At 61.9% G+C, this 22,174-nt stretch carries 24 protein-coding genes and 1 pseudogene; 12 read left to right on the plus strand and 13 right to left on the minus strand.

Annotation, left to right across the window (positions count from 1 at the left end; genetic code table 11):
- Positions 1 to 108: 108 nt before the first annotated feature.
- The 4 genes from miaA to AXF15_RS08445 are packed head-to-tail and all read right to left on the minus strand — an operon-like array spanning position 109 to position 3,739.
- Positions 109 to 1,026 carry a tRNA (adenosine(37)-N6)-dimethylallyltransferase MiaA gene (gene miaA, locus AXF15_RS08430; RefSeq protein WP_066605977.1) on the minus strand — a complete coding sequence of 306 codons (918 nt, stop codon included), beginning with the start codon at positions 1,024 to 1,026 and terminating at the stop codon, positions 109 to 111.
- Positions 1,023 to 1,550, minus strand: a complete 528-nt coding sequence (gene coaD / locus AXF15_RS08435; RefSeq protein WP_066605979.1) for a pantetheine-phosphate adenylyltransferase — start codon at positions 1,548 to 1,550, stop codon at positions 1,023 to 1,025. The genes miaA and coaD overlap by 4 nt, the downstream gene beginning before the upstream one ends.
- Positions 1,535 to 2,095, minus strand: a complete 561-nt coding sequence (rsmD, locus tag AXF15_RS08440) for a 16S rRNA (guanine(966)-N(2))-methyltransferase RsmD (RefSeq protein WP_066605981.1) — start codon at positions 2,093 to 2,095, stop codon at positions 1,535 to 1,537. The genes coaD and rsmD overlap by 16 nt, the downstream gene beginning before the upstream one ends.
- A gap of 3 nt (positions 2,096 to 2,098) precedes the next feature.
- Complete coding sequence (locus AXF15_RS08445; RefSeq protein WP_066605983.1) at positions 2,099 to 3,739, minus strand: MBL fold metallo-hydrolase RNA specificity domain-containing protein; 1,641 nt, start codon at positions 3,737 to 3,739, stop codon at positions 2,099 to 2,101.
- 242 nt (positions 3,740 to 3,981) lie between these two features.
- Here AXF15_RS08445 and AXF15_RS08450 point away from each other — a divergent pair, with 242 nt between their 5' ends.
- From AXF15_RS08450 to AXF15_RS08470, 5 genes are all read left to right on the plus strand, one after another.
- Positions 3,982 to 4,650: a Smr/MutS family protein gene (locus tag AXF15_RS08450; RefSeq protein ID WP_083518100.1), complete on the plus strand. Its 669-nt coding sequence runs from the start codon at positions 3,982 to 3,984 to the stop codon at positions 4,648 to 4,650.
- A gap of 97 nt (positions 4,651 to 4,747) precedes the next feature.
- A complete protein-coding gene (gene ftsY / locus AXF15_RS08455) occupies positions 4,748 to 6,415 on the plus strand; it encodes a signal recognition particle-docking protein FtsY (protein ID WP_066605987.1) in 1,668 nt (555 codons plus the stop codon).
- Positions 6,416 to 6,590: 175 nt separating this feature from the next.
- Positions 6,591 to 6,764, plus strand: coding sequence for a response regulator (locus AXF15_RS14575; protein WP_236884750.1), 174 nt, complete (start codon positions 6,591 to 6,593; stop codon positions 6,762 to 6,764).
- Positions 6,761 to 8,047: an HD domain-containing phosphohydrolase gene (locus AXF15_RS08465; RefSeq protein WP_236884751.1), complete on the plus strand. Its 1,287-nt coding sequence runs from the start codon at positions 6,761 to 6,763 to the stop codon at positions 8,045 to 8,047. Before AXF15_RS14575 ends, AXF15_RS08465 begins: the two co-directional genes overlap by 4 nt.
- 96 nt (positions 8,048 to 8,143) lie before the next feature.
- Positions 8,144 to 8,995, plus strand: a complete 852-nt coding sequence (locus AXF15_RS08470) for a pseudouridine synthase (RefSeq protein ID WP_066605999.1) — start codon at positions 8,144 to 8,146, stop codon at positions 8,993 to 8,995.
- Positions 8,996 to 9,107: 112 nt separating this feature from the next.
- On the opposite strand, the gene AXF15_RS08475 is transcribed toward AXF15_RS08470, so the two are convergent.
- Both AXF15_RS08475 and rnhA read right to left on the minus strand, forming a co-directional pair.
- A complete protein-coding gene (locus tag AXF15_RS08475; protein ID WP_066608854.1) occupies positions 9,108 to 9,311 on the minus strand; it encodes a rubredoxin in 204 nt (67 codons plus the stop codon).
- Between the two features lie 135 nt (positions 9,312 to 9,446).
- Positions 9,447 to 9,929, minus strand: a complete 483-nt coding sequence (gene rnhA / locus AXF15_RS08480) for a ribonuclease HI (RefSeq protein ID WP_066606002.1) — start codon at positions 9,927 to 9,929, stop codon at positions 9,447 to 9,449.
- Positions 9,930 to 9,992: 63 nt separating this feature from the next.
- Here rnhA and hflK point away from each other — a divergent pair, with 63 nt between their 5' ends.
- On the plus strand, positions 9,993 to 11,075 hold the full coding sequence (gene hflK, locus AXF15_RS08485) for an FtsH protease activity modulator HflK (protein WP_066606005.1): 1,083 nt from the start codon (positions 9,993 to 9,995) through the stop codon (positions 11,073 to 11,075).
- On the plus strand, positions 11,075 to 11,923 hold the full coding sequence (hflC, locus tag AXF15_RS08490) for a protease modulator HflC (RefSeq protein ID WP_066606007.1): 849 nt from the start codon (positions 11,075 to 11,077) through the stop codon (positions 11,921 to 11,923). The genes hflK and hflC overlap by 1 nt, the downstream gene beginning before the upstream one ends.
- A 123-nt stretch (positions 11,924 to 12,046) precedes the next feature.
- Here the strand turns inward: hflC and AXF15_RS08495 are convergent, their stop codons facing one another.
- The 6 genes and pseudogenes from AXF15_RS08495 to AXF15_RS08525 all read right to left on the minus strand — a co-directional run bounded on the left by AXF15_RS08495 (position 12,047) and on the right by AXF15_RS08525 (position 16,546).
- Entirely contained in the window at positions 12,047 to 12,442 is a 396-nt protein-coding gene (locus AXF15_RS08495; protein WP_151192332.1) for a winged helix-turn-helix domain-containing protein, read from the minus strand.
- Between the two features lie 133 nt (positions 12,443 to 12,575).
- Entirely contained in the window at positions 12,576 to 13,031 is a 456-nt protein-coding gene (locus AXF15_RS08500; protein ID WP_066606012.1) for a GNAT family N-acetyltransferase, read from the minus strand.
- Positions 13,028 to 13,654: an ABC-type transport auxiliary lipoprotein family protein gene (locus AXF15_RS08505; protein ID WP_066606015.1), complete on the minus strand. Its 627-nt coding sequence runs from the start codon at positions 13,652 to 13,654 to the stop codon at positions 13,028 to 13,030. The genes AXF15_RS08500 and AXF15_RS08505 overlap by 4 nt, the downstream gene beginning before the upstream one ends.
- Positions 13,655 to 13,663: 9 nt before the next feature.
- Positions 13,664 to 14,677: an MlaD family protein gene (locus AXF15_RS08510; RefSeq protein WP_066606017.1), complete on the minus strand. Its 1,014-nt coding sequence runs from the start codon at positions 14,675 to 14,677 to the stop codon at positions 13,664 to 13,666.
- Positions 14,677 to 15,432 carry an ABC transporter ATP-binding protein gene (locus AXF15_RS08515; RefSeq protein WP_066606018.1) on the minus strand — a complete coding sequence of 252 codons (756 nt, stop codon included), beginning with the start codon at positions 15,430 to 15,432 and terminating at the stop codon, positions 14,677 to 14,679. The genes AXF15_RS08510 and AXF15_RS08515 overlap by 1 nt, the downstream gene beginning before the upstream one ends.
- Positions 15,429 to 16,546: pseudogene (locus AXF15_RS08525) on the minus strand (MlaE family lipid ABC transporter permease subunit). Before AXF15_RS08525 ends, AXF15_RS08515 begins: the two are co-directional and overlap by 4 nt.
- Positions 16,547 to 16,883: 337 nt before the next feature.
- On the opposite strand from AXF15_RS08525, the gene AXF15_RS08530 reads away from it, so the two are divergent.
- Both AXF15_RS08530 and AXF15_RS08535 read left to right on the plus strand, forming a co-directional pair.
- On the plus strand, positions 16,884 to 17,996 hold the full coding sequence (locus AXF15_RS08530; RefSeq protein ID WP_066606025.1) for a hypothetical protein: 1,113 nt from the start codon (positions 16,884 to 16,886) through the stop codon (positions 17,994 to 17,996).
- Positions 17,997 to 18,000: 4 nt separating this feature from the next.
- On the plus strand, positions 18,001 to 18,429 hold the full coding sequence (locus AXF15_RS08535; RefSeq protein ID WP_066606040.1) for a hypothetical protein: 429 nt from the start codon (positions 18,001 to 18,003) through the stop codon (positions 18,427 to 18,429).
- Positions 18,430 to 18,439: 10 nt separating this feature from the next.
- Here the strand turns inward: AXF15_RS08535 and AXF15_RS08540 are convergent, their stop codons facing one another.
- Positions 18,440 to 19,402, minus strand: a complete 963-nt coding sequence (locus AXF15_RS08540; RefSeq protein ID WP_066606042.1) for a hypothetical protein — start codon at positions 19,400 to 19,402, stop codon at positions 18,440 to 18,442.
- A gap of 436 nt (positions 19,403 to 19,838) precedes the next feature.
- On the opposite strand from AXF15_RS08540, the gene dprA reads away from it, so the two are divergent.
- From dprA to AXF15_RS08555, 3 genes are read left to right on the plus strand one after another with little or no spacing between them, the layout of a single operon-like run.
- Positions 19,839 to 20,942 (plus strand): DNA-processing protein DprA, encoded by a 1,104-nt coding sequence (gene dprA, locus AXF15_RS08545; RefSeq protein WP_083518101.1) that lies wholly within the window; start codon positions 19,839 to 19,841, stop codon positions 20,940 to 20,942.
- Between the two features lie 22 nt (positions 20,943 to 20,964).
- Entirely contained in the window at positions 20,965 to 21,312 is a 348-nt protein-coding gene (locus tag AXF15_RS08550; protein WP_066606048.1) for a hypothetical protein, read from the plus strand.
- Positions 21,312 to 22,136, plus strand: a complete 825-nt coding sequence (locus AXF15_RS08555) for an HDOD domain-containing protein (protein WP_066606050.1) — start codon at positions 21,312 to 21,314, stop codon at positions 22,134 to 22,136. Before AXF15_RS08550 ends, AXF15_RS08555 begins: the two co-directional genes overlap by 1 nt.
- The last annotated feature ends 38 nt before the right edge of the window (positions 22,137 to 22,174 follow it).

The following is a 22,174-nucleotide window of genomic DNA, read 5'->3' on the forward strand; positions in this document are numbered from 1 at the left end:
ACGCTTGAAATGCCTATTTTGCGGCAGGCAAGGCCTGCCTGCTTACATTTCGTGACCAGGATTTGCGGGCAACTCCCTGCAGTTCATTCATTTTATTCGCAACCCGCTTTATTCCCCGGCCGCCAGAAAGGTCCGGACATGGGCCGTCATCGTCTTCGTGTCCGAAGGCTCGCACCAGACGACGCTCTTGTCTCCGCGAAACCAGGTCAGCTGCCGCTTGGCGTAGGCTCTGGTGTTGCGCAGCCAGCGGAGCTTCGCGTCCTCCATGTCCGCGCCGTCCAGCAGTACGGACAGAAGCTCCGGGCAGCCGATGCCGGAAAATCCCGGCGCGTTCCTGTCCGGGCAGGAGGCATAGGCCGCCGCCACTTCTTCCCGCGCGCCACGTTCCAGCATCAGGTCGATGCGCCGGGCCAGGCGGGGAGTGAGCGGGTCCAGCTCGGCCCGCAGACCGATCTTCAGGACGCGCAGATCCGGCGGCGCCTGGGTCTGGCCGTGCCACCAGGTCATGTTTTTCCCGGTGCCCGCGCAGACTTCCAGGGCGCGGCAGATGCGCTGCGGGTCATTGGGATGGATTCTGGCCGCGTAGTCCGGATCGAGTCCGGCAAGGCGTGCGTGCAAAGCTGCGGAGCCCAGGGCCGCGCACTCCCGGCTCACGGCGTCCCGGACGGCGGGGTCAATATCCGGGATGGGAGCCAGCCCGTCCAGCAGAGCGCGCAGATAAAGTCCTGTTCCGCCGACCAGAATAGGCGTCAGTCCCCGGCTTTTCAGGCTGTGGGCCGCGCCGAGGAGTTCGGCGGAAAAGGCCCCGGCCCGGACCGGCGTTTCCACCGGCAGATAGCCGTAGAGCAGATGCGGACAGCGGCGTTGCTCTCCGGGGCTGGGCTGGGCCGTGACCACGGGCAGTCCGGCGTATACCTGCCGGGAATCGAAATTGACCACGCCGCCGCCCACTGCTCCGGCCAGGGCGAGGGCCGCGTCGGTCTTGCCCGTGCCCGTGGCGCCCACCAGACAGACGAGGGAGATCATGGCCGCGCCGGTTCTCCGGTCACGGCGCGGCGTTCGTCCATGCGCCGTCTGACCCGGTGCAGAATGTTCTCGGGCACCAGCCCCTCGATGCTTCCGCCCAGCCGGGCCACGTCCTTTATGATGGTCGAGCTGATGTACAGCCAGCGGTAGTCCGTCATCATGAACACCGTGTGGATGCTGGGCTTGATCTTGCGGTTCATGAGGGCCATCTGGAATTCGTACTCGAAATCCGAGACGGCCCGCAGGCCGCGCAGGATGGTGTTGGCTCCCTTGCCCGGCACATAGTCCACCAGCAGGCCGGAAAATCCTTCCACCTCCACCCGGTGCTGACCGCGAAAAGTTTCGCGGATCATGTCCACCCGCTCCTCCAGCGAGAACAGGGGATTTTTTCCCGAGTCCATAGCCACGGCCACGACAACGCGGTCGAAGACTTCCAGGCCCCGGCGCACGATGCTCAGATGCCCGTTGGTGAAGGGATCGAAGGTGCCCGGATAGACGGCCGCGCGTTCTACTCTTTGCGCCATATGAGGATCCTTGTTTGTCCGTATGATTTGTCCCGCAGGAGGGTCAGGGCCGGATGGACGGGCTCCTCAAGCTCCAGCCCGGCTTCCAGCTCGGCGCAGAGGAGCCCTCCGTGCGCCAGCCAGCCCCGTTCCGCCATATGGAGCAGGGCGGGCAGAAGGGCGTCCCGGCCATAGGGCGGATCCACGAAGGCCAGATCCCAGGCCGCAGGCGTCTCCGAAGCCAGCCAGCGCAAGGCGTCGCCTCTGACCAGCCGCCAGCGTTCGCGCGCGACGCCCAGTTCCTCCAGATTGGTCCGGATGAGCCCCGCCGCACGCGCCGCCAGCTCCACGAAAAGTACCGAAGCGGCTCCCCGGCTCAGGGCCTCGATGCCCAGAGCGCCGCTGCCCGCGAATATATCCGCCGCCCGGCAGGCGGACCAGTCCACACCCAGGGATTCGAGCATGGAAAAGACCGACTCCCGTACCCGCCCCGTGGCCGGGCGGTATCCCGGTCCTTCCGTGGTGCGGATGCGCCGTCCTTTCAGGGCCCCGGCGATGATCCGCATGGACTATTTTTCGCCGCCGTTGCGCTGCTCGAACATGAGCTCGGACAGGATGGACGTGAACCGGGAATTGATTTCCAGCAGTCCGCCCCGGATTTCCACCTGGTTGGTCTGCCCCATGCGCCGCAGATAGTCCACCCGGTCCCGCACCTGTCCCAGTTTGTCCGCCGTTTCCTCCAGCAGGTATTCCCAGTCGATGCGCGGCGCGGCCAGGTACGGTCTGGCCGTAAGCTCGAAACGGCCGCCCTTTTCCAGCAGGCATTCGTCCAGATAGTCGGGGATGTGCACTTCCAGTCCGAACCGCTCGCGGATCAGACCGGCCAGCACCTCCTGTCCCGAATGTTCCCCGTGCACCAGATAGACCTGCATGTCCGGGTTGCGGAAGTGGGAGAGCCAGTCCAGTATCTGCTGCTGCCCGGCGTGCCCGGAAAAACCGCCGATGGTGAACACCCTGGCCTGGACCGCCAGCTCTTCGCCCAGAATCCGTATGCTCCGGGCTCCATCCACGATGCGCCGCCCCGGCGTGCCTTCGGCCTGGAAGCCGACAAAGACGATGGCCGCTCCGGGCTTCCAGAGATTGTGCCGCAGGTGATGCTTGATCCGGCCCGCGTTGGCCATGCCGCTGCCCGCAATGACCACGGCCGGTCCCGGATTGGTGTTGATGGCCCGGGACTCCTCGGGCGTGAGGGTGTAGCGCAGGTTGGGCAGTTCCAGCGGATTTTCGCCGTCCTTCATCAGAGTCTTGGTCTGCTGGTCGTAGTAATCCCAGTGCTTGCGGAAAATTTCCGTGGCCTTGATGGCCAGAGGGCTGTCCACGATGACGGGCATGTCCTCCGGCAGACGGCCTTCCTTGCGCAGCAGGTGCAGGGAATACAGAAGCTCCTGAGTCCGTTCCACGGCGAAAGCCGGAATGATGACCTTTTCGCCCCGGCTGTAGCTGTAGGCGATGGCCTCGGCCAGTTCGTCCCTGGTCTGGGTTTCGTTTTTGTGATTGCGTCCGCCGTAGGTGGATTCCAGAAAAAGAAAGTCCGCCGTTTCCACGGTCTGGGGATCGCGGATCAGCAGCTGATTGGGACGGCCCAGGTCTCCGGAAAAGACCAGTTTCTGTTCGGTGTCGCCTTCGCGGACCCAGAGCTCGATGAATGCCGAGCCCAGAATGTGTCCGGCGTCGTTGTACACCACGCGGATGCCCTCGGCGGGCTCGAAGGCCTGGTTGTATTCCTGCGTCTTCAGCTGCGTGAGGGCCTGCTGGGCGTCCTCCACGGTGTAGAGGGGTTCCACCGGCGGCGCGCCGGTCCGCTGTTTCTTCGCGCTGCGCCATTTGGCCTCGGTTTCCTGGATGCGGGCGCTGTCTTCCAGCATGATGCCAAGCAGGTCCACGGTGGGAGCCGTGGCGTACACCGGGCCGGAAAAACCCTGGGCCACCAGACGGGGCAGAAGGCCCGAATGGTCGATGTGGGCGTGGGTCAGCAGAATGAAATCCAGGGACTCGGGGCGGTAGAGTCCGTCTTCGTCCCGGTTGCGCAGTTCGATGTCGCGGTTGCCCTGATGCATGCCGCAGTCGATGGCGAAGCGGGACCGGCCGCATTCCAGCACATAGCACGAGCCGGTCACGGTCCGGGCGGCTCCGAGAAAGGTAATCTTCATTCATGGCTCCTTGAAGGATGATGCCGGATGGTCCGGCCTGGCGGCCGCAAGGTTCGTGCGCCGCCGGAAAGATCGGCAGCCGGAGCCGTTTCGTAAAAAAGTTACGTCCCATGATCAATGCACGATTTTTTCCGTCGGCCATGTCCGCCTTCAGGCGTATCCCGGAACCGGGCCCGGGGCGCTCCGGCGGATTTGCGCTCCGGGCTTTTTCATATAAGCATCCGGGACCACGGCGGGCGAACATGCATAATCCTTTTGAAGCACTCAAAAAAAATCCGGAGCTGCGGAAACGGCTGAAGCGCGCGGCCCGCCCTGTCCCTTTGGAGAAGAAAGAGCCGGAGTCCCTGTCCGAGGAGGATGCCTTCCTGGCGGCCGTGGCCGGAGTCACTCCCCTCGGGCCCGGAGGCAGGGCCGTGACGCCGCCGGTTTCCCGGAAGACGCCCGCCGCGCCGCCGTCCTTTTCGAGCCTTCTGGAAGAGCACATCGAATTTGACATGGACTATTCCCGCGAATTTCTGACGGGGCAGGTCCGCGGGCTGGACTCGAGGACAATCCAGAAGCTCAGGGCCGGACAGTTCAGCATCCAGGGGCATCTGGACATGCACGGCATGAACGCGGAGCAGGCCAGAACGGCCCTGTCCGGCTTTCTGCGGCGCAGCTACATGGAAGGAAAGCGCTCCGTTCTGGTCATCACCGGCCGGGGGCTCAACTCTCCCGACGGCCAGGGCGTGCTCCGTCAGGAGCTTTCCTCCTGGCTGACCCAGGCCCCGCTCAAGCGGATCGTGCTGGCCTTCGCCACGGCCCAGCCCAGACACGGCGGCAGCGGGGCGGTCTATCTGCTTCTGCGCCGGATGCGCAAAGACCGGGGCAAGATTGTCTGGGAAGAGGTGTTCGCCGATCTCGACGGATGAGCGCAGGTCCGGCCGGCTCTGTTCCCCGATTTGGCTTTTGTGAGGCAAGAGGCTACGAAACCTCCCTTTATCCGAAATTTATTCCACAGGAACAGTCATGGGCTTTTTCTCCAGCATCAAGAAACTCTGGGGCGCGGATTCGCAGCCGACGCAGGAAACATCCGGCGGCGGACCGGAGGAAATTCTTTCCCCGGCCGGAGAATCGCCGGAAACCGTTCAGGCGGAAACCCCGGCCGCGCCGGAACCGATCCGTGCGGCTGAAGAACGGCCCGCCGAAGCGCCGGAAGGCCCGGAGACAGATTTTTTTGCGGAGCCGGAGCGGGGGACGGACATCAGTGCCACGGCACCGGATGAGGCTCTGGTGGATGCGGATAAAAAACATGAAGATTCCGCGCCACAGACCGCGCCCCCGGAAGAAGCCCGGTCCGTCCGGCCGGAGCCACCTGCTCCTTCCAAAGCAAAAGGCGGCTGGCGGGAATTTTTCGGCTTCGGGGCGAAGGCTCCTGAAGAGCGGGAGGAAGCCAGGGAGCCGGTTCTTTTCCAGGAGAAGCCTTCCGCCGAACGGCTCGAACCCTGGCAGCAGAATCTGCTTCAGGCTCTGGAGGGCGCCGAACCCAGACTGTCCGCATGGATGACGCATCTGCTGGCCGGAGTGGAAAAACGCGGCGAACCCCTGTGGGACCGGCTGCGCTTCCTGTTTGCCCGGCTGGAGGTTCCGGCCGCCGAAGGCGAGGATTTCATTCGCCGTTTCGATACCTGGCTGCGGGACATGGAATACGATCATGTGGATGAGTTCCGCTCGGAACTGCAATACCGCATGGCCCTTGCTCTGGAGCTGGAGGACGAGGAGGACGAGCGCGACCGCCTTTTCCTGAAGCTTTCCGCCGGGCTGGACAGGACCCGGGCCCAGCTGACCATGCGCATCGACCAGCTGCTGGCCATGGCGGGCGGCTACGACGACGCCTTCTGGGAAGAACTGGAGGAAATCCTGCTCATGGCCGATGTGGGCGTGAACGCCACCCAAGAACTTTTCAAGCGCCTCAAACCCAGACTCCGCCAGAGCGCGGCCCGGGATGCGGCGGAGTTCAAGGCCCTGCTCAAGGAGGAAATGGCCGCGGTCTTCGTCGACCCCGCGCCCCCCGCGGCTCCGAACCCGCTGGAGGTCGTCCTCATGGTTGGCGTGAATGGTGCAGGCAAGACTACCACCATCGCCAAGCTGGCTCATCGGGCGCAGATGCAGGGCCGCAAGGTGCTGGTGGCCGCCGGAGACACTTTTCGGGCCGCGGCCATCGAGCAGTTGCAGGTCTGGTCCAGGCGGATCGGCGCGGGTTTTTATGCCAAGGGGCATGGCAGCGATCCGGCGGCAGTGGCTTTCGAGGCCGTGGATTATGCCATGAAAGAAGGCTACGACCTGCTTTTTGTGGATACGGCAGGGCGTTTGCAGACAAAGCACAATCTCATGGAAGAGCTGAAGAAGATCAACCGCGTGCTGGGCAAGAAACTGGAAGGCGCCCCGCACCGCACGGTGCTGGTGCTGGACGCGACCACGGGCCAGAACGCCCTGTCCCAGGTCAGAATATTTTCTCAGGCCGCTCCCGTGACCGAGGTCATTCTGACCAAGCTCGACGGTACGGCCAAAGGCGGCATCATCGTGGCCATCGCCCTGGAATTCGGCCTGCCCATCAGCTTTGTGGGACTGGGAGAAAAAATGGAAGACCTGCGTCCCTTCTCGGGACAGGAGTTTGTAAACGCCCTCTTTGACTGAGGCGTCCCGTTACTGACGCGCAGTCAGAAAATTGGCCGCAAGTGAGGAATGGATGCATCGTGCGAACGCATGACACATCCATTTCTTGTACACTCTTGACGAAGCCTCGCGTTCGTCAGGAAGCCCCTTGGGAGGCCTCCCGCGTTCGCCTTGGCAAATATATGGAATCCTCAAGATGGATGCATTTCAGATACTGGTTGTGGATGACGAGTCCGCACTGCGGGAGATCTACCAGGAAGCCCTGACGGATGACGGATACAATGTGGATGTGGCCGGGAGTGGACGCGAGGCCCTCGGCAAGCTGATCAGTATGATCTGGTCATCAGCGATCTGCGCATGCCCGACATGAACGGTCAGGAACTGCTGACGGCGATCCGACAGCGCAATCTGGACGTGGATTTTCTGGTCATGACCGGGTTCGGCACCACGGAAACCGCCGTGGAGTTCATGCGGGACGGCGCGGTGGACTACATATCCAAGCCATTCGACATCAAGCAGATGCTCCTGCGCGTTCATGCGGTTCTGGACCGGCGGGTCATCCGCCGGAAGCAGGAAAAACTGTCCGCCGTGGTACGCATGCTCAATCTGAGCAAGGGGCTCGCCAGCCAGCTCGACCATATCGCGGTGGTGGACGAATTTTTGTGTCATCTGAGCGAGAATTTCAATCCGGACAGCATCTGCCTTCTTCTGCCCGATCTTCCGGACCAGAGTCCGAACATCGTCCGGGGAAATCTGCTGCGCCTCAACGAGAGACTGAACCGCTTTGTGACAAAGTTGTGCCGGGAGGTCATGGCGAGTGGGCGTTCCCATCTGCTCGACAGATTCACGATGCACGATTCCTCCTTCGATCCGTCCCTTTTTCCCGGGGGCTTCAATTATTCGGTCATGGCCCTGCCTCTTGATCTGCCGCAGAAGCGCATCGGGGTCATCGCTCTTGTCCGCGACGGCAGCGAAGCGCTGTACAGGGCAGAAGATCTGCAACTGCTGGGCGTTTTCGCCTCGCATACGGCCTCGGCTTTGGAGAACGCCCGCCTCTATCCCCGGCTGCACGCCATGAACCATGAGATGATCCGGTCCTTCTCCCATGCGGTCGAGGTCAAGGATCTGTACACCAAGGGGCATTCCGAACGTGTGGCCACATACGCCTGCCGGTTGGGGAGGGCATTGCAGCTGGGCTCCGGCGAACTGGAGAAGCTCTATGTCGCCGGCATACTGCACGACATCGGGAAGATCGGCATTCCCGATCGTATTCTGAACAAGCCCGGAGCGCTGGGTGAGGAAGAGTTCGAGATCATGAAGCGTCACGCTTTTATGGGCCGGGAGATTCTGGGGCAGATCGAATCCATGGGGGAGGTGACATCGATTGTTTTCCACCACCATGAACGCATGGACGGCCAGGGGTATCCCGATGGGCTGTCCGGCGACGCGGTGCCCTTTCTGTCTCGGATCATCTCCTTGGCGGACAGTTATGAAGCCATGACCTCCAGCCGTTCGTACCGCCGGGCTCTGCCCATGGAGAAGGTTGTCCGCATTCTGCAGGACGGGGCCGGCTCGCAGTGGGACCAGGAACTTACCGGGATCTGGCTTGATATCATGGAACGGGAACGGCCTGGATTTTCCGAGGCGTCATGAACGAGAGGCGTGTTCCGATGCAGAAAAATCCTCGACATTTTTTTATGGGCATGTGCCGGGCGGCCGTCCGGACGCGCCTTCAGCTGTGCTGAATCCATGCCTCAGACGTTCATTCTGCCGCGAACCATCCTTACCGGACGGCTGGACAAGGCCGTGTCCGGGGTGCTGGGCATCAGCCTGCGGCAGGCCCGTCTTCTGATCGGCCAGGGGCTGGTTCTGGTTGATGGGCGCGCCGCGCGCAAGGGAATGCCTGTCCACCCCGGACAGACGGTGCGCGTGGAAACCCTGGACGCCGGGATAAACGATGTTCCGGTGCGGGCACATGTCGTGCGCCGGGAAAACGGGTTCGCGGCCGTCATGAAACCGGGCGGGGTACATACCGTGCGGGGCAAGGGCGAACCGTGTCTGGAATCCTGCCTGGACCGGATGGGGATGCACGGCTGGATGCTGCTGAACCGCCTGGATTTTCTCACGTCGGGTCTGGTGCTGGCGGCCGCATCTTCCGAAGAAGGCGCGCGTTACAGCGCGTGGCAGGATGCGGGAGATGTCCGCAAGTGGTATCTGGCCCTGGCCCACGGCGGTATTGCCCGGGATTTTTCCGTGCGCGGCCGGATTCTGGACAGCAAGCGGCGGGTTGTCCAAGTGCTGGAGGAAGATGACGAGCCTGTCCGCTGGACGCTTGTCCGGCCCCTCGGCGCCACGGAAAAAGGCACCGCCGTGCTGATCCGCATCCGGAAAGGGCGGCGGCACCAGATCCGCGCGCACATGGCCCACGCCGGGTTTCCGCTGGTAGGCGACCCGATCTATGGAAGAGGGGAGCCCGGCGGACTGTTTCTGCATCACTGGCGCGTGGAACTGCCGGGGTTTACGGCGCAGGAAGGGCCGGACTGGCCGGATGTCAGCCTGCCGTCCGTGGAGGCCGCAGACCTCCTGGCCGGGACGGTATGAGGTGGATTCTGAGCGGGACGGGAGGCTAAAACAGAGGGACGCCTGAGGTGTGTGAGGCCGCCCGCCGCGGTAAATGACGGCGGACGGGATGTGATCTGTTTTCCGGGATTTTTCAGCTGTCTTTGGTTGATCCGGGCCCGGCAAGAGGCTTGAAGGCCTTTTTGGAGGCCCCGCAGACAGGGCACCTCCAGTCCTCGGGCAGGTCGGCAAACTGGACTCCCTTGGGGATCTTGCCTTTTCTGTCACCCTTGTCCGGATTGTAGATGTATCCGCAGTTGACCATCTGACATTGGTACATTTCTTCGGGATTGGCCATGTCTTCGTCCTCGTTCATGGTTCGGGTTCGCGTCATCATTTTTCCGGTTCTGCCGGATGATTCCTTCTGAAAGTTTTTCCGCAATGCGTCAATACAGGTGCGCGGGAGCGGCTGTCGCTTACGCCGGAAGATTGATCATGCGTCCGTAAATCCGGCGTCTTCCGCGAGCTCTTCCCCCATGGCCGCGTTTTTGGCCAGTTCGTCGCATCGTTCGTTTTCCGGATGCCCGGCATGCCCTTTGATCCAATGGAAACGCACATCGTGGGCATGGAGAAGGGGCAGCAGGCGCTCCCACAGATCCCTGTTTTTGACGTCTTTTTTTCCGGCGGTCTTCCATCCGTTCCGCAGCCAGTTGTCCAGCCATTTCTTCACCACGGCGTCGCACACATACCGGGAGTCCGTATGCACATGGGCCACGCAGGGCTTTTTCAGTGTGCCGAGGGCATGCAGCACGGCCCTGATTTCCATCCTGTTGTTGGTGGTTTTCCGGTACCCCCGGGAGATTTCCATTCGTTTTTCCCCCCAGACCAGAATGGCTCCCCACCCGCCCGGGCCGGGATTGCCCAGACTGGAACCGTCCGTATACACCTGCACGATGGTCTTGTCCGTTTCCGCCATAACTTGCCCGTCTGTTTGCGATTTCTTGACCTGTGTCCGGGACTCTCTTACTGTTCCGGAATTATGAACTGGGACTGGGAAAAACTACAGGAAAAGCGGCAGAGGCAATCCGGCCCAGCGCATGGGCCGGACTTGGGTGATCTGAACGAGAAAGTCAAACAGCTCAGGCAGATGAGTCTTCCGGGATGGAAGATCATTCTCGCGGCGATCCTGCTCATCTGGCTGGGCAGCGGCATCTACATCGTGCAGCCCGACGAAGTGGGCGTGGTGAAACGTTTCGGAGCCTTCAACCGCATCACGGAACCCGGACCGCATTATCGTTTTCCGTTTCCTTTCGAGTCCGTGCTCACCCCGCAGGTGACGAAAATTCAGCGGCTCGAGATCGGATTTCGCGGAAATCCCGCTTCCACATTCAGCTCCAGCTCCGCCACTCGCCTTGTCTCCGAAGAATCGCTCATGCTGACCGGCGACGAGAACATTGTTGACGTGCAGCTCACCGTGCAGTTCGTGATTGAGAACGCGCAGAACTATCTGTTCAACATCGCGAACCAGGGAAAAACCGTGAAGGACGCAGCCGAGGCTGCCGCGCGGGAAGTCATCGGCTACAACAAGATTGACGCGGCCCTGACCGACGACAAGACGACCATCCAGAACGATATCCGCGTCCTGTTGCAGCGCATTCTCAACAGTTATCAGAGCGGAATAAAGATCATGGCCGTGCAGTTGCAGGACGTGCATCCGCCCAGGCAGGTCATCGATGCCTTCAAGGACGTGGCCAGCGCCAAGGAGGATAAAAGCCGCTTCATCAACGAGGCCGAAGCCTACGAGAACGATCTCATTCCCCGCACGCGCGGCGAGGTGGCCGCCATTCTGAACCAGGCCCAGGCGTACAAGGAATCCAAAATCCGCCAGGCCAAAGGCGAGAGCGACCGCTTTCTGTCGGTGCTCGCGGAGTACAGGAAGGCGCAGGACATCACGAAGAAACGCATTTATCTGGAAACAATGGAAGAAATCATGTCCCGCCCGGAACTGGAAAAAATCATCATTTCCAACGATTCCATGCAGCGGGTCTTCCCCTATCTTCCCCTGCAGCGGCGCGCGGGAGAAATCGTGCCGGAACGGATGAAGGAAGGAGGAAGCAACTGATGAAAAAGCCGCAGATCATCTTACTCGCCGCCGGTCTGGGCCTGTTTTTGCTGCTGCAATGCATTTTCATTGTCGACCAGACCCAGAAAGCCATTCTGCTTCAGCTCGGCAAACCCGTCGGTGAATCCCATTACGGCCCCGGCCTGCATTTCAAGCTTCCTCTCATCCAGAAAGTCGTGTTTTTCGACGCACGCGTTCTTGAATACGATGCTCCTTCTTCGGAGATCATCACGCGCGACAAGAAAAACATGGTCGTGGACAATTTCTCGCGCTGGAGAATTGTCGATCCGTTGCAGTTCTACAGAACCGTGCGTGGTATTCAGAACGGTCTGGCCCGCATCGACGACATAGTTTATTCTCAGATGCGCGAGGCTCTCGGCCGCTATACGTTGACGGAAATCGTGGCCACGGAGCGGTCGACCATCATGGAAGAAGTTACGGACAAGTCGAACGTGCTGCTTGGCGAATACGGCATTCATATCATCGATGTCCGCATCAAGAGAACGGATCTGCCTCAGGAGAACCAGATGGCCATTTACGGCCGCATGCAGGCCGAGCGTGAACGGCAGGCCAAGCAGTACCGATCCGAAGGACGCGAGGAAGCGGCGAAGATCACCACGGCGGCGGACAAGAAGCGGGCCGTCATGCTGGCCGACGCGCAGCGCGAGGCCGAGGCCCTGCGCGGCGAGGGCGAGGCCGCGGCCACCGGGATATATGCCCAGGCGTTGGCCCAGGACCCCGGGTTCTATGAATTCGTACGTACCATGGACGCCTACAAGAAGACCATGAAAGGTCAGACTCAGTTCGTGCTCACCCCGGAAAGCGAGTTCTTCAGGTATCTGAAGTAGGTGCGGAGCGCCGTGAATGCAGAAACCCTTCTCCGGGAAGCCGGGGAAGGGTTTCTTTGTCTGGGCGGGGCAGAGTCCGGGTGCTTTCGGAAAGCGGGCATCGCCGCCCCGGTCCGCCGGGGGTCACCGGCTTTTCATTTCGTCCGGATGCTCCGACATTTCTCTTTCCGCGTAGCTTTGTACGTCCTTGCCGAAAATATGTCTGGCCTGGATGAGAGCGGCCTCTTCCACGGCCTTGAACCAGGCGATGAAATTGTCCCGGATCCGGCGGCCCGCCGGGGTCAGGCGGTATCCGCCGCGTTTGGTGCCCACGGTTTCCACCAGGGCCTCTCCCAGAACTTCCTCCGTGCTCCGGAGCTTTCCCCATGCGGCCCGGTAGGACATGCCGAGAGACTCCGCCGCCTTGCGCAAGGAGCCGTATTCCTCGATTCTGTCGAGAAGCATGGCCCGGCCCATGCCGAAATAGACGCTTTCCCCCAGTTCCAGCCACAGGTGCATGCGAACGGTCGGTATTGTCACGGGTCGCCTCTCTTGTCGGGAAAAGCCGTTGCGTACGGCGGCAAAGTGAAAATCCGGCAGGGAGAACCTTCTCAAATTTTTTGGCGGGGCCGGAATTTACCTTCGGCTGCCACACACTTTCGCGGGTGCGGCATTAACCGGCCCATTTGGTCAGAATGCGCCGCCCGTCGTCCCGGTATCCGTATTTCAGATAGATGGACAAGGCCTTCGCATTATGCCGGGTGACTTCAAGGCGGGTGGTCCGCGCGCCCTGGGCCGATGCCCATGCTTCGGCGTGGGCCAGGGCGGCTTTGCCCTGGCCTTGCCCCCGGACATCCGGGGCGAGATAGAGTTCGTCCAGCAGAGCGAATCGTCCGCCGAACTCGGGACTGAAGCCGAAGGTCAGCATGAGGTAGCCCTGCGCTTCTGCTTCGCGCCGCAGCAGAAAAACGGCTCCCAGTTCCGGCTCGGCCAGAAGTTCGTGCAGGGCTTTTGAGGATCGGGCATCGTCATAGTCCAGCCGTTCCTCGGCGTAGAAGGCACGCATGAGCGAAAGCACCACGGGCAGATCGCCCGGTGTGGCCTGAGTCCAGGCGGGAGAGGCGGTCATGGTTTTCCTCCGGGCTTTCTGTCCGCAATGGCCGCATGCACATCGATGATGATCCGGCCGGACATCTTCTGTACGGCCCGGCTCATGGCTTCGGCCACGGAGGCCGGATTTTTCCGCGCGCACGGTTCGGATTCCCGGTAGGTTTTCTGGAACAGGACCATGCCCGTGGTGTCGCCGGCCCGCGCATCCAGCAGGGTGACGGTCAGGGCCGCGCTGGCCAGCCAGTGCCGGTCTGTGTCCACTTCCATCCATTCCTCCAGCAGACCCTCGAGCTGGTGCGTGGGAGGCAGGGATGAACCCGGCCCGACCACGGCCAGAAAGAGGCCGCTCTGGCGCAGATCCCGGCGCAGATAGTCCATGATCAGTGTCTGCGGCGCGGCCCGCCATTGATGATAGGGATAGTCCTGGCGGCCGAAGGCCAGATCGCGGTAGATCAGTTTGGGCGTGTTGAATTCAGGGGCCACCCCGAAATGGCTCAGTGCCACAACCGCCCGCACCGGCTGCCCGGAAGTTTCGGGCGGTGCATACTCCAGGGTGTAATAGCGGGTGTCCGGCGCGGATGTGTGTGCTGCGCACCCGGACAGCAGGGCCAGAATCAGGATCGGGAAAATGACGCGGCGCACGGCTGGCTCCTATTCTTCCACTGGACGGGGCTTTCGGGGTTTCGAGAAGATGATCCTCGATGGCTGGTCCTGAATGTCATTGATGACGGCATTCAGCCCGGCGGACGTGTTTTCCAGGTTTTCGGCGGTGATGGTCAGGCGTTCCTGCAAGTTTTTGATGGTGGCCTGCATCTGCAGCATGGTCATCTGCCCCTGGGTCACGAAGCCGTCGGCCTTGGCCGCCGCGGAAGCGAGGGAAGACATGGTGGCGTTCATATGCGGGCCGCTGTCCGCGAGAATGTTCTGGAATTGTCCGAGAATGTCTTCCATGCGCCGCAGGTCGTCGGTGGCCTGCTCCATGAACCGGCGGGAGGCGAGGATGGTCCCTTCCATGTTGCGGGCCATGGTTTCCATGCGTTTGGGATTGGCGGCGGCGTTGATGCTGGCCAGCAGAGTCCGGATATCCGAGGAAATGGCTCCTATCCGGGCATCGGCCAAGGTGGAGTTGAACGTCTCCACCGCGGCGATGACCTGATCCGAAATGCCTTTGAAGTCAATGGACTGGATTTTCATGGCGATGTCATCGATTTCCCGGAAGAATTTTTTGATGTCCGACGGCCGGGAAGCGATGACCGGATATTCGGGTTTGAAGCTCAGGGTGGGGGACAGATCCGGCGCGCCGGGCCGGCGTTTGTCGATTTCCACGAACATGATCCCGGTGATGCCCGCGCTGGCCAGGGATGCCTCGCTGCCCGCGAAACGGCTGTCATCTCCGGTGTGTTCGTCATCGATGGTGATGACCACCTCGATGAGATGATAGTCCGGAGCGATGCGGATGTTCTTGACCCGGCCCACGGGCACGCCCCGGTACTTGACCGGGGAGTCCACGCCCAGGCCCTGCACGGATTCGTCGAAATAGGTCACGAAGATCTCACCCTGGTGCATGAAAGAGCTCATGCCCAGCCAGATGATGACCACGGTGGCCAGGGCCAGGCCAGCCGTCATGAACAGCCCCACGGTGAAATTGATGCGGGCGGAAGCCATTATGTCTCCATTTCCGGCTGTCGGTTGAAGAACTGCCGCACAAAGGCGTGCGGGCTGTTGTCGCGCAACTGGCGCGGATCGCCGTCGGCGATGATGGATTTGCTGGGTTTGTCCAGCACGATGACCCGGTCGGCGATGGTAAAGATGGACGGAAGCTCGTGGGTGACCACCACGAAGGTGGTGCCGAGGGTCCGGTTCAGGCGCAGGATGAGGACGTCCAGATCGGCGGAGCTGATGGGATCGAGCCCGGCCGACGGTTCGTCCAGAAAAATGATTTCCGGGTTCAGGGCCAGGGCCCGGGCGATGGCGCCGCGTTTTTTCATGCCGCCGGACAGCTCCTCGGGCAGGTGGTGCTCGAAGCCCTCAAGCCCCACTTGGCGCAGCTTGAGGCGGACCAGCCGGTCGATGGCGTCCGGTTTGAGGGCGGTGTACTCGGTCAGGGGCAGAGCCACGTTTTCCCCCAGCGTCATGGACGAAAAGAGTGCGCCGCCCTGATACATGACGCCGATGCGGTCCAGAATGCGCCTGTAGCTGTCCGTGTTGTCGGGATCAAGCGGGATGCCCGCAATGGATATCCGCCCGGCCAGCGGCTTGTACAGGCCGATCAGGTGCTTGAGCAGGGTGGACTTGCCCGATCCGCTGCCCCCCAGAATGACGAAGACCTCTCCGGCCCGGACATCGAAGTCCAGGTTTTCCATGATGGTCCGGCCTCCGAAGCCCATGGTCAGGCCGCGCACGGTGATGACGTCCTTCATGGCCGCCAGTACCTCAGGATGACGGCCAGAATGGAGTCCACCAGAACCACCAGAAAAATCCCCGTGACCACGGAAGATGTGGTGGCCTTGCCCACGCTGGCCGCACCGCCGCGCACCTGGTAGCCCTTGAAACAGCCCACGGAGGCGATGAGCAGGGCGAAGACGGCGCTTTTGAAGAATCCCCAGCCGATGTCGAAAATTTTCAGCGTATTCATGGTCTGGATCATGTAGGCGCTGGGCGTCAGGTCCAGAGCCGTGACGCCGATGAGCAGCCCCCGGCGATGGCGAACAGGTTGGAATACATGGCCAGCAGCGGCACGACCAGCACCGAGGCGATGACCTTGGGAGCCACCAGAAACATGGTCGGCCTGAAGCCCATGGTGATCAGCGCGTCCACCTCCTCGGACACCTTCATGGTGCCGATTTCGGCGGCGAAGGCCGATCCCGAACGTCCGGCCACGATGATGGCGGTCATGATGGGGCCGAGCTCCCTGACCATGGCCAGGGCCACCAGCGAGGCCACATAGATGTTGGCTCCGAACTGCTGCAACTGCACGGCGGACATGAAGGCCATGATGAGGCCCATCAGGAAGCTGATCAGGGCCACGATGGGCAGGGCGTCCACGCCCACGCGCTGCATGTAGCTGACCAGATCGCCCAGACGCAGACACCCGGGGTGGCGCACAAGGGAGAGCAGGGTCAGGGTCAGGTCGCCCACGAAGAGAGTGTGTGTGGAAATCTGGTCCACCATCTCCAGGGTCTTGGCGCCGAAGCGGGCGAGCAGCCCTGCGCCTGAGCGTCGCGGGGCGGGAGCGGGCTGCTCCGTGTCCAGACGCAGAAATTTCAGCAGGTCCCGGACGTGTCCGGGCATGTTGTCCAGATGCAGGGCGCAGTTCCGGGCCGTGGCCATGTTTTGCAGATGGACGATGATCAGAGCGCCGCAGTCGTCCATGCGTTCCACCTGGCTCAGGTCCACGCGGATTTCTCCGCTCCGGGACCGGCCGAGCCCTTCCAGACGGTGCAGGATGTCCGGGGTGGTATGCAGGTCCAGCGTGCCGCCGAGGCTCATGGACAGCGATGGCGAGGTCTGGTGAATGGTCAGGGATGTGTTCATGTCCGGATTGTGCGGTTACCTTCCCGCTTTACCTGAAACGGCGGCGATGACGATTTTGAGCACGCGGGTCTTTTTGTCATTCTTTCGATAAATTGCAAACCCCGGCATGAAATCCGGAGGATATTTGCGCGGCGGCATTCTGTTCCAACCCGGCGATCCTCAGTCTTCGATTCTGTCTACGTTACAGCCGCGTGTTCGTCCAGAAGCGGGCACGGGATGCCTTTTCCGCTCTTGAATCCGGTCCCGCACTGTGCCAAGAACCGGGCGCACGGACGAGGCCGCTGCGGCTGCAGCCGCTTTGTCCGGAAACGGGAAACATTTATCATCTGGAAAAATCATGCTCATCCGTCTTTTGGTATTCACCGTCACCTTGCTGCTGGCGTCTTCTGTTTCCGTCCCGGCCATGCAGGCCGTGCCCAAGAACCTGTACCCGGCCCTCGAATACGCGTTGACCATCCCGGCCGGCCGGGAAAAGCTGGACCCGGAGAAACTCTCAGTTCTCGTCAATTTCGTGCGTTCCGCCGCCTCCGGGTCGAGCATGACCATGGAAAACCGGAACAAGGCCACGGGGGCGTTCCACTCCTTCGAGCTGAAGGGCGGGCTGGGGAAGGTGGCGCAATATGCCTACAATCCGGATATTCCGGGCTATGTGGTCATGCCTTCGTCCGTTATGGAGCAGACGCTGACAACACCCGAAACCGCTGATGAACTGCGCCGCCTCCATCGGGCGCTGGATGCGGGGGAGGAGTTCGTAGCACGGGGCTCCGAACGGGTGACCATTACCCCCGACGCCCACACGGGCGGTTATTACCAATACATGCAGGATGTGGCGGTGGCCGTTTTTCCCGGTCCGTCGGGCCCGGTGCTCGTTTCCGTTTCCGTGCAGGCCGAGCCCTCGGAGGTGGGACACAAGGGATGCGTGGTCGGCCGCGACGCGGACTGGAATTATCTCTATTCCGGCGAGAAAGGACTGAACAAGACCGGGCTGGGCTGGGTCGATTCCTACATGTACAGCGCGCACTCAGCGCTGGTGCTGGTGTCCGATACGGAGCGGGGCGTGATCCGGGCGGGGACCTTCAAGTGGCTGAACGCGGGCTGGGCGGGGATGAATATGGTCAAGCCCGCCCATATCGTAAACGGCATCAAGCGGTTTGCCGGAGATTTCACTCTGGTGCTGGAAGCCGGAGGGCTGCCCTCGGCCGAGGAACTGACCGGCCTGTACCGGTCGCTGCGTGCCGATGGTCCGGAAAAGCTGCGCGGCATGATCGAGCCGCACCTGCGGGCCCTTGGTCAGTCCGGAGACTCCGCCGTCAAGTCCGCTCCTTTCAAAAAACTGCTGCAATCCGGGGAGTATCTGGACAACATGACTGAAGCCGAAATGGTCAACGTGCTTATGCTGCGCCATCTGAGGAAAAGCATCGGCGGAGTGCGCGTGGCCGGGAAGTTCTAGACCCATGACCTGGCGCAGCGACGCCGAGCGCAAGCGGAACATCCGGGATGAAGCCTTGTCCCGTTTTTCGGAGCGGGAGCAGCGTGTTGTGGCCCGGCTTGCCGAAGACGTGGCGGCGATGAGGGATACGCTGGCCAGGCAGGAGGAACGGCTGGATGCTCTGGTTCTGGCCATATCCAGACTGGAGGAACTTCTGGCTTCCGGCGCGGGCGAAGCCCCGGAGCATGCCCGTCCCCGGCCTCTCACCCCACTGAAGCGGCAGATTTTGGAACGCGTCCGGGACATGCGCTCCAGAGGTCTGTCTTTTGCCCGCATCTGCCATATTTTTCGGGAGGAACGGGTGCCTACCCTATCGGGAGAAGGACAGTGGTCCAAGGGCACCCTGTGGAACCTGTGGAAAAATCATCGCCGCCAGCTGGAGAAAGCGGACTGAAGCCTCGTTCTCAGTATATCAGACGCAGCAGCCAGGGCATGAAGGTGGGTACGTCCCAGCCCGGCGCGTAGCGGTTCAGGGCTTCGATGACGGCGGCCAGCATCAGCCCGCAATGCAGGAACAGAAACACGCATATGGCCAGCATGCAGCCCTTGAGACGCATGGGGTGCGCACTCATGCACAGACACAGGGAAAGCAGCATGGATATCCCGAGACAGGCCGCCGCTCCCACACTCGCATGAAAGATCAGGGGCAGGAAAAGATTTACCACCCCTCGCAGACTGAAGAACAGCCAGAGCATCACGCCGATAGCCCCCAGTCCGGAAAAGATCTGCCATTTTCCCAGAAACGGAACCGCGAAGCGGTAGTAATCCCGCCCCCAGTCATCTTTGTTCCGGCGCAGCATCAGATAGAAAAGACCCATCCCGGCGGCCACGGACAGGCTCATGACCGGCCACAGTGAGACCAGTGGCCACCAGGCCGACCGGATTGGCGGCAGAAAGGCGGGGCTGGTCAGGGGAATATCCCGGAAAAAAACAAGGGCCGCCACCACAAGGGACCAGTAGCCGTATTTGAGGCCCAGATTGCCCAGACAGCCCAGAAAGATGTGCAGCCCCCGCCGGTCCCGGGCTTTTTTCCAGGTCAGATCGTATATCAGCAGCACTATCGTGGAGAGAAAGGGAATCAGCGCGGTCAGGATGAGAAAGAGCCGGTGGGCGCGCACAAATTCCGACTGTTCGAGTACCGGATAGAAAACCAGCCCCGCTGCGGCGACCAGCATCCAGACGGCTCCGTGCGCCCACAGACCAAGGCGGGACAGCTGTCTGGCTGCGCGGGCCGGGAATGGCTTGCCGCCGGCTGCGCTAATCAGCTCACTGACCAGAGCCATGAGCGGCGCGCTCCAGAACAGGGCCGCCAGCAACGGGATGGGAGAAAGCGGGGCAAAGGCCCAAACGGGAAGATCGAGCATCATGGGAGCCTCGAAAGATCTGTATGCCGGTTGCGCCTTTTGGCCGTGCAGACCCGGCGGCGGTTCACAGGCGTTGGAATGCGGTGAGTTCTGCCTCAAAAGCGGACCGGAGGCAAGGCGCGGGGAAACTTGAAAACCGGGATGATCTCTCCTATGCCGCCGGAAACGGTCGTTTCAACCGGCCAGTCAGAAGAAATGATGAATGCAACGCCGTCAGGCCGATTACCCGCCGGAACCATCTCCATCACCGGAATGGCCGAAGATGTGCGGACACTTTTCGCGGTCGCGGATTGCCATGTTCCGTCCGTATTGAGGCCGTCTTTATGTCTTTCCTGCCTGATGACGTGTTTTCTCTCGAAAATCCCCGTTGCTTCGAATGCGCGGAGAATGTCTCCCCGGCCGGGGGAAAAGGTGTGTGAATCCGGCCGGAGGGTTCGGCATGGATGAACTGAAGGCCTGTCTGGCCTTGCGGCATACCAAGGGGCTTGGAGCGCGGACCTGGAAGCGGCTGCTCGTGGAATGGGGCTCCGCCGCCGAGGCGGTGTTGCACTGCAGAACTTGGAACACCCGTGGTCTGGCCCCGGCCAGAGTCCAGGCCGAATTTCAGAGCGGCACATGGCGGACCAGAGCCGAAAGCGAAGAGCGGGCAGTTCGGGCCACCGGCTGCAAGATCGTATTCTGGGAGGATTACCCCGAATGCCTGCGCCAGATTTCCGATCCGCCACTGTGTCTGTACTGCCTGGGTGATGTGAGTCTGCTTGCCCGGCCCTGCGTGGCCGTGGTGGGTTCCCGGCAGGCTTCCAACTACGGCCTGGGCATGGCCGGAACCATCGCCCGGGATCTCGGACGGGCGGGCATCTGCGTTGTTTCGGGCATGGCCCAGGGTATCGATGCGGCCGCTCACGCAGGAGCCCTGGAAGGGCCGGGGTCGACCATCGCCGTTCTGGGTACGGGCATCGACCTGGTCTACCCTGCCTCCAATGTCCGGCTGCGGGAGACCATAGCAGAAAGGGGGCTTCTGGTCAGCGAATTTTCGCCGGGCACCAGACCGGAAGGTCCCAATTTCCCGCATCGCAACCGCATCGTAAGCGGACTGTCTCTGGGCGTACTGGTGGTGGAAGGAGCCCTTGGCAGCGGCAGCCTGGTCACGGCCGGACTGGCCCTGCGGCAGAATCGGGAGGTATTCGCTCTGCCGGGGCCAGCCAATCTGAAAACCTATCAGGGCTGCCACCGGCTGATCCGGGAAGGAGCTTGTCTCGTGCAGAGCGCGGAAGACATTCTGTACGAACTCGGGCCGCGTCTGGCCGCCGAGGCCTTTGTCCCGGCAAAGCTCCCGGCCCCGCCGGAAGCCGCGCCGTGCACGCCGGAAGATCCCGAGCACGCCGAACTGCACGGCCATCTCTCCGCCGGTCCGCTGCACATCGACGAACTGGTCCGGCTGTCGGGCTGGTCCGCGGAGAAAGTGAGCGCCGCGCTGCTCTTCATGGAGTTGCAGGGCCTTGTGAAACAACTGCCGGGGATGTATTATTCTGTCTGCGGCTGACTTCGGGAATCTGGAGACTTCCATGCAAAAAATACCTCTGCAACTGGCCCGGCCGGATATGGTGCTGGCCAAACCGGTGACCCGCGAGAACGGTATGGTGCTCATCGCTGCGGGGACGGCGCTGACGGAGGCGCTCATTTCCCGGCTCGGTAACATGGATGTGGAGCAGGTCGTGGTGGAGGGAGACCCTCTGGACGCGGGCGGAGACGGAGCCAAGGCACTGGCCAGGAAGCGGGAACGCCTGGATCATCAGTTTCGCGGCTTCACGCAGGACAAATACATGCAGCGGGTAAAGCACATGATTATGGAGTATCATGCGCAGAGGTGCGCTCTGGCCGCCGTCCGGCCGTCGGACGAAGAGGAGCGGTGATGGACGAGGATCTGCGCACAAAACAGAAGGGGCAGATTCTGGCGGTGAAGGATCTGCCGACCCTGCCCGGCGTACTGACCGAAGTCTCGGCGCTGGTGGAAAATCCCGACTCCTCCACGGATCAGATCAGCAAGGTCATCGCCAAGGACCAGGTGCTTTCGGCCAAGGTGCTGAAGATGGTCAATTCACCCGTCTACGGTTTTCCCGGACGTATCGGCTCCATCCAGCACGCCCTGGTGCTGCTCGGTTTCAACGTCATCAAGGGCATCATCATCTCCACTTCCGTCTTCGATGTCATGAACGAGCACATGCGCGGCCTGTGGGAGCACAGTCTGGGCTGCGCCCTGGCCAGTTCCGCCGTGGCCCGGGCCATCGGCTGCAAGGATCCGGAAGAGTACGCCGTGGCCGGTCTGCTGCACGATATCGGCAAGGTCGTGGCCGCCGTGCAGTTGCCGGAAAGCCGCGAAGCCATTGCCGCCCTGGTTCAGGAGCGGGACATTTCCTACCGTCAGGCCGAGAGCGAGGTGCTGGGTTTCGCCCACGACCGCATCAACCTGTGGCTCTGCTCCTACTGGAACCTCCCGCCCAGCCTGAAGGAGGGGCTGTCGTACCACCACCGGCCTCTGTCCGCCACGCTGTATCCCAAAGTGCCGCAGGTGGTGCATGTGGGGAATTTTCTGGCCCGGCTGTTCGGAGTCGGCAACGGCGGTGACGACCAAGTCAGCCAGCTGGACGAGGGGGTGCTGGAGGCACTGGCAATCGATCAGGATCTGCTGCACAGGATCATGGACGGACTGGAGCGGGATTTTGTGGATCTGGTGTAGGCATCTCTGACAGGGCCGCCGTCGGGCGCGGCTTTATC

The sequence above is a fragment of the Desulfomicrobium orale DSM 12838 genome (genome assembly GCF_001553625.1).
In the GTDB taxonomy this organism is placed as follows: domain Bacteria; phylum Desulfobacterota; class Desulfovibrionia; order Desulfovibrionales; family Desulfomicrobiaceae; genus Desulfomicrobium; species Desulfomicrobium orale.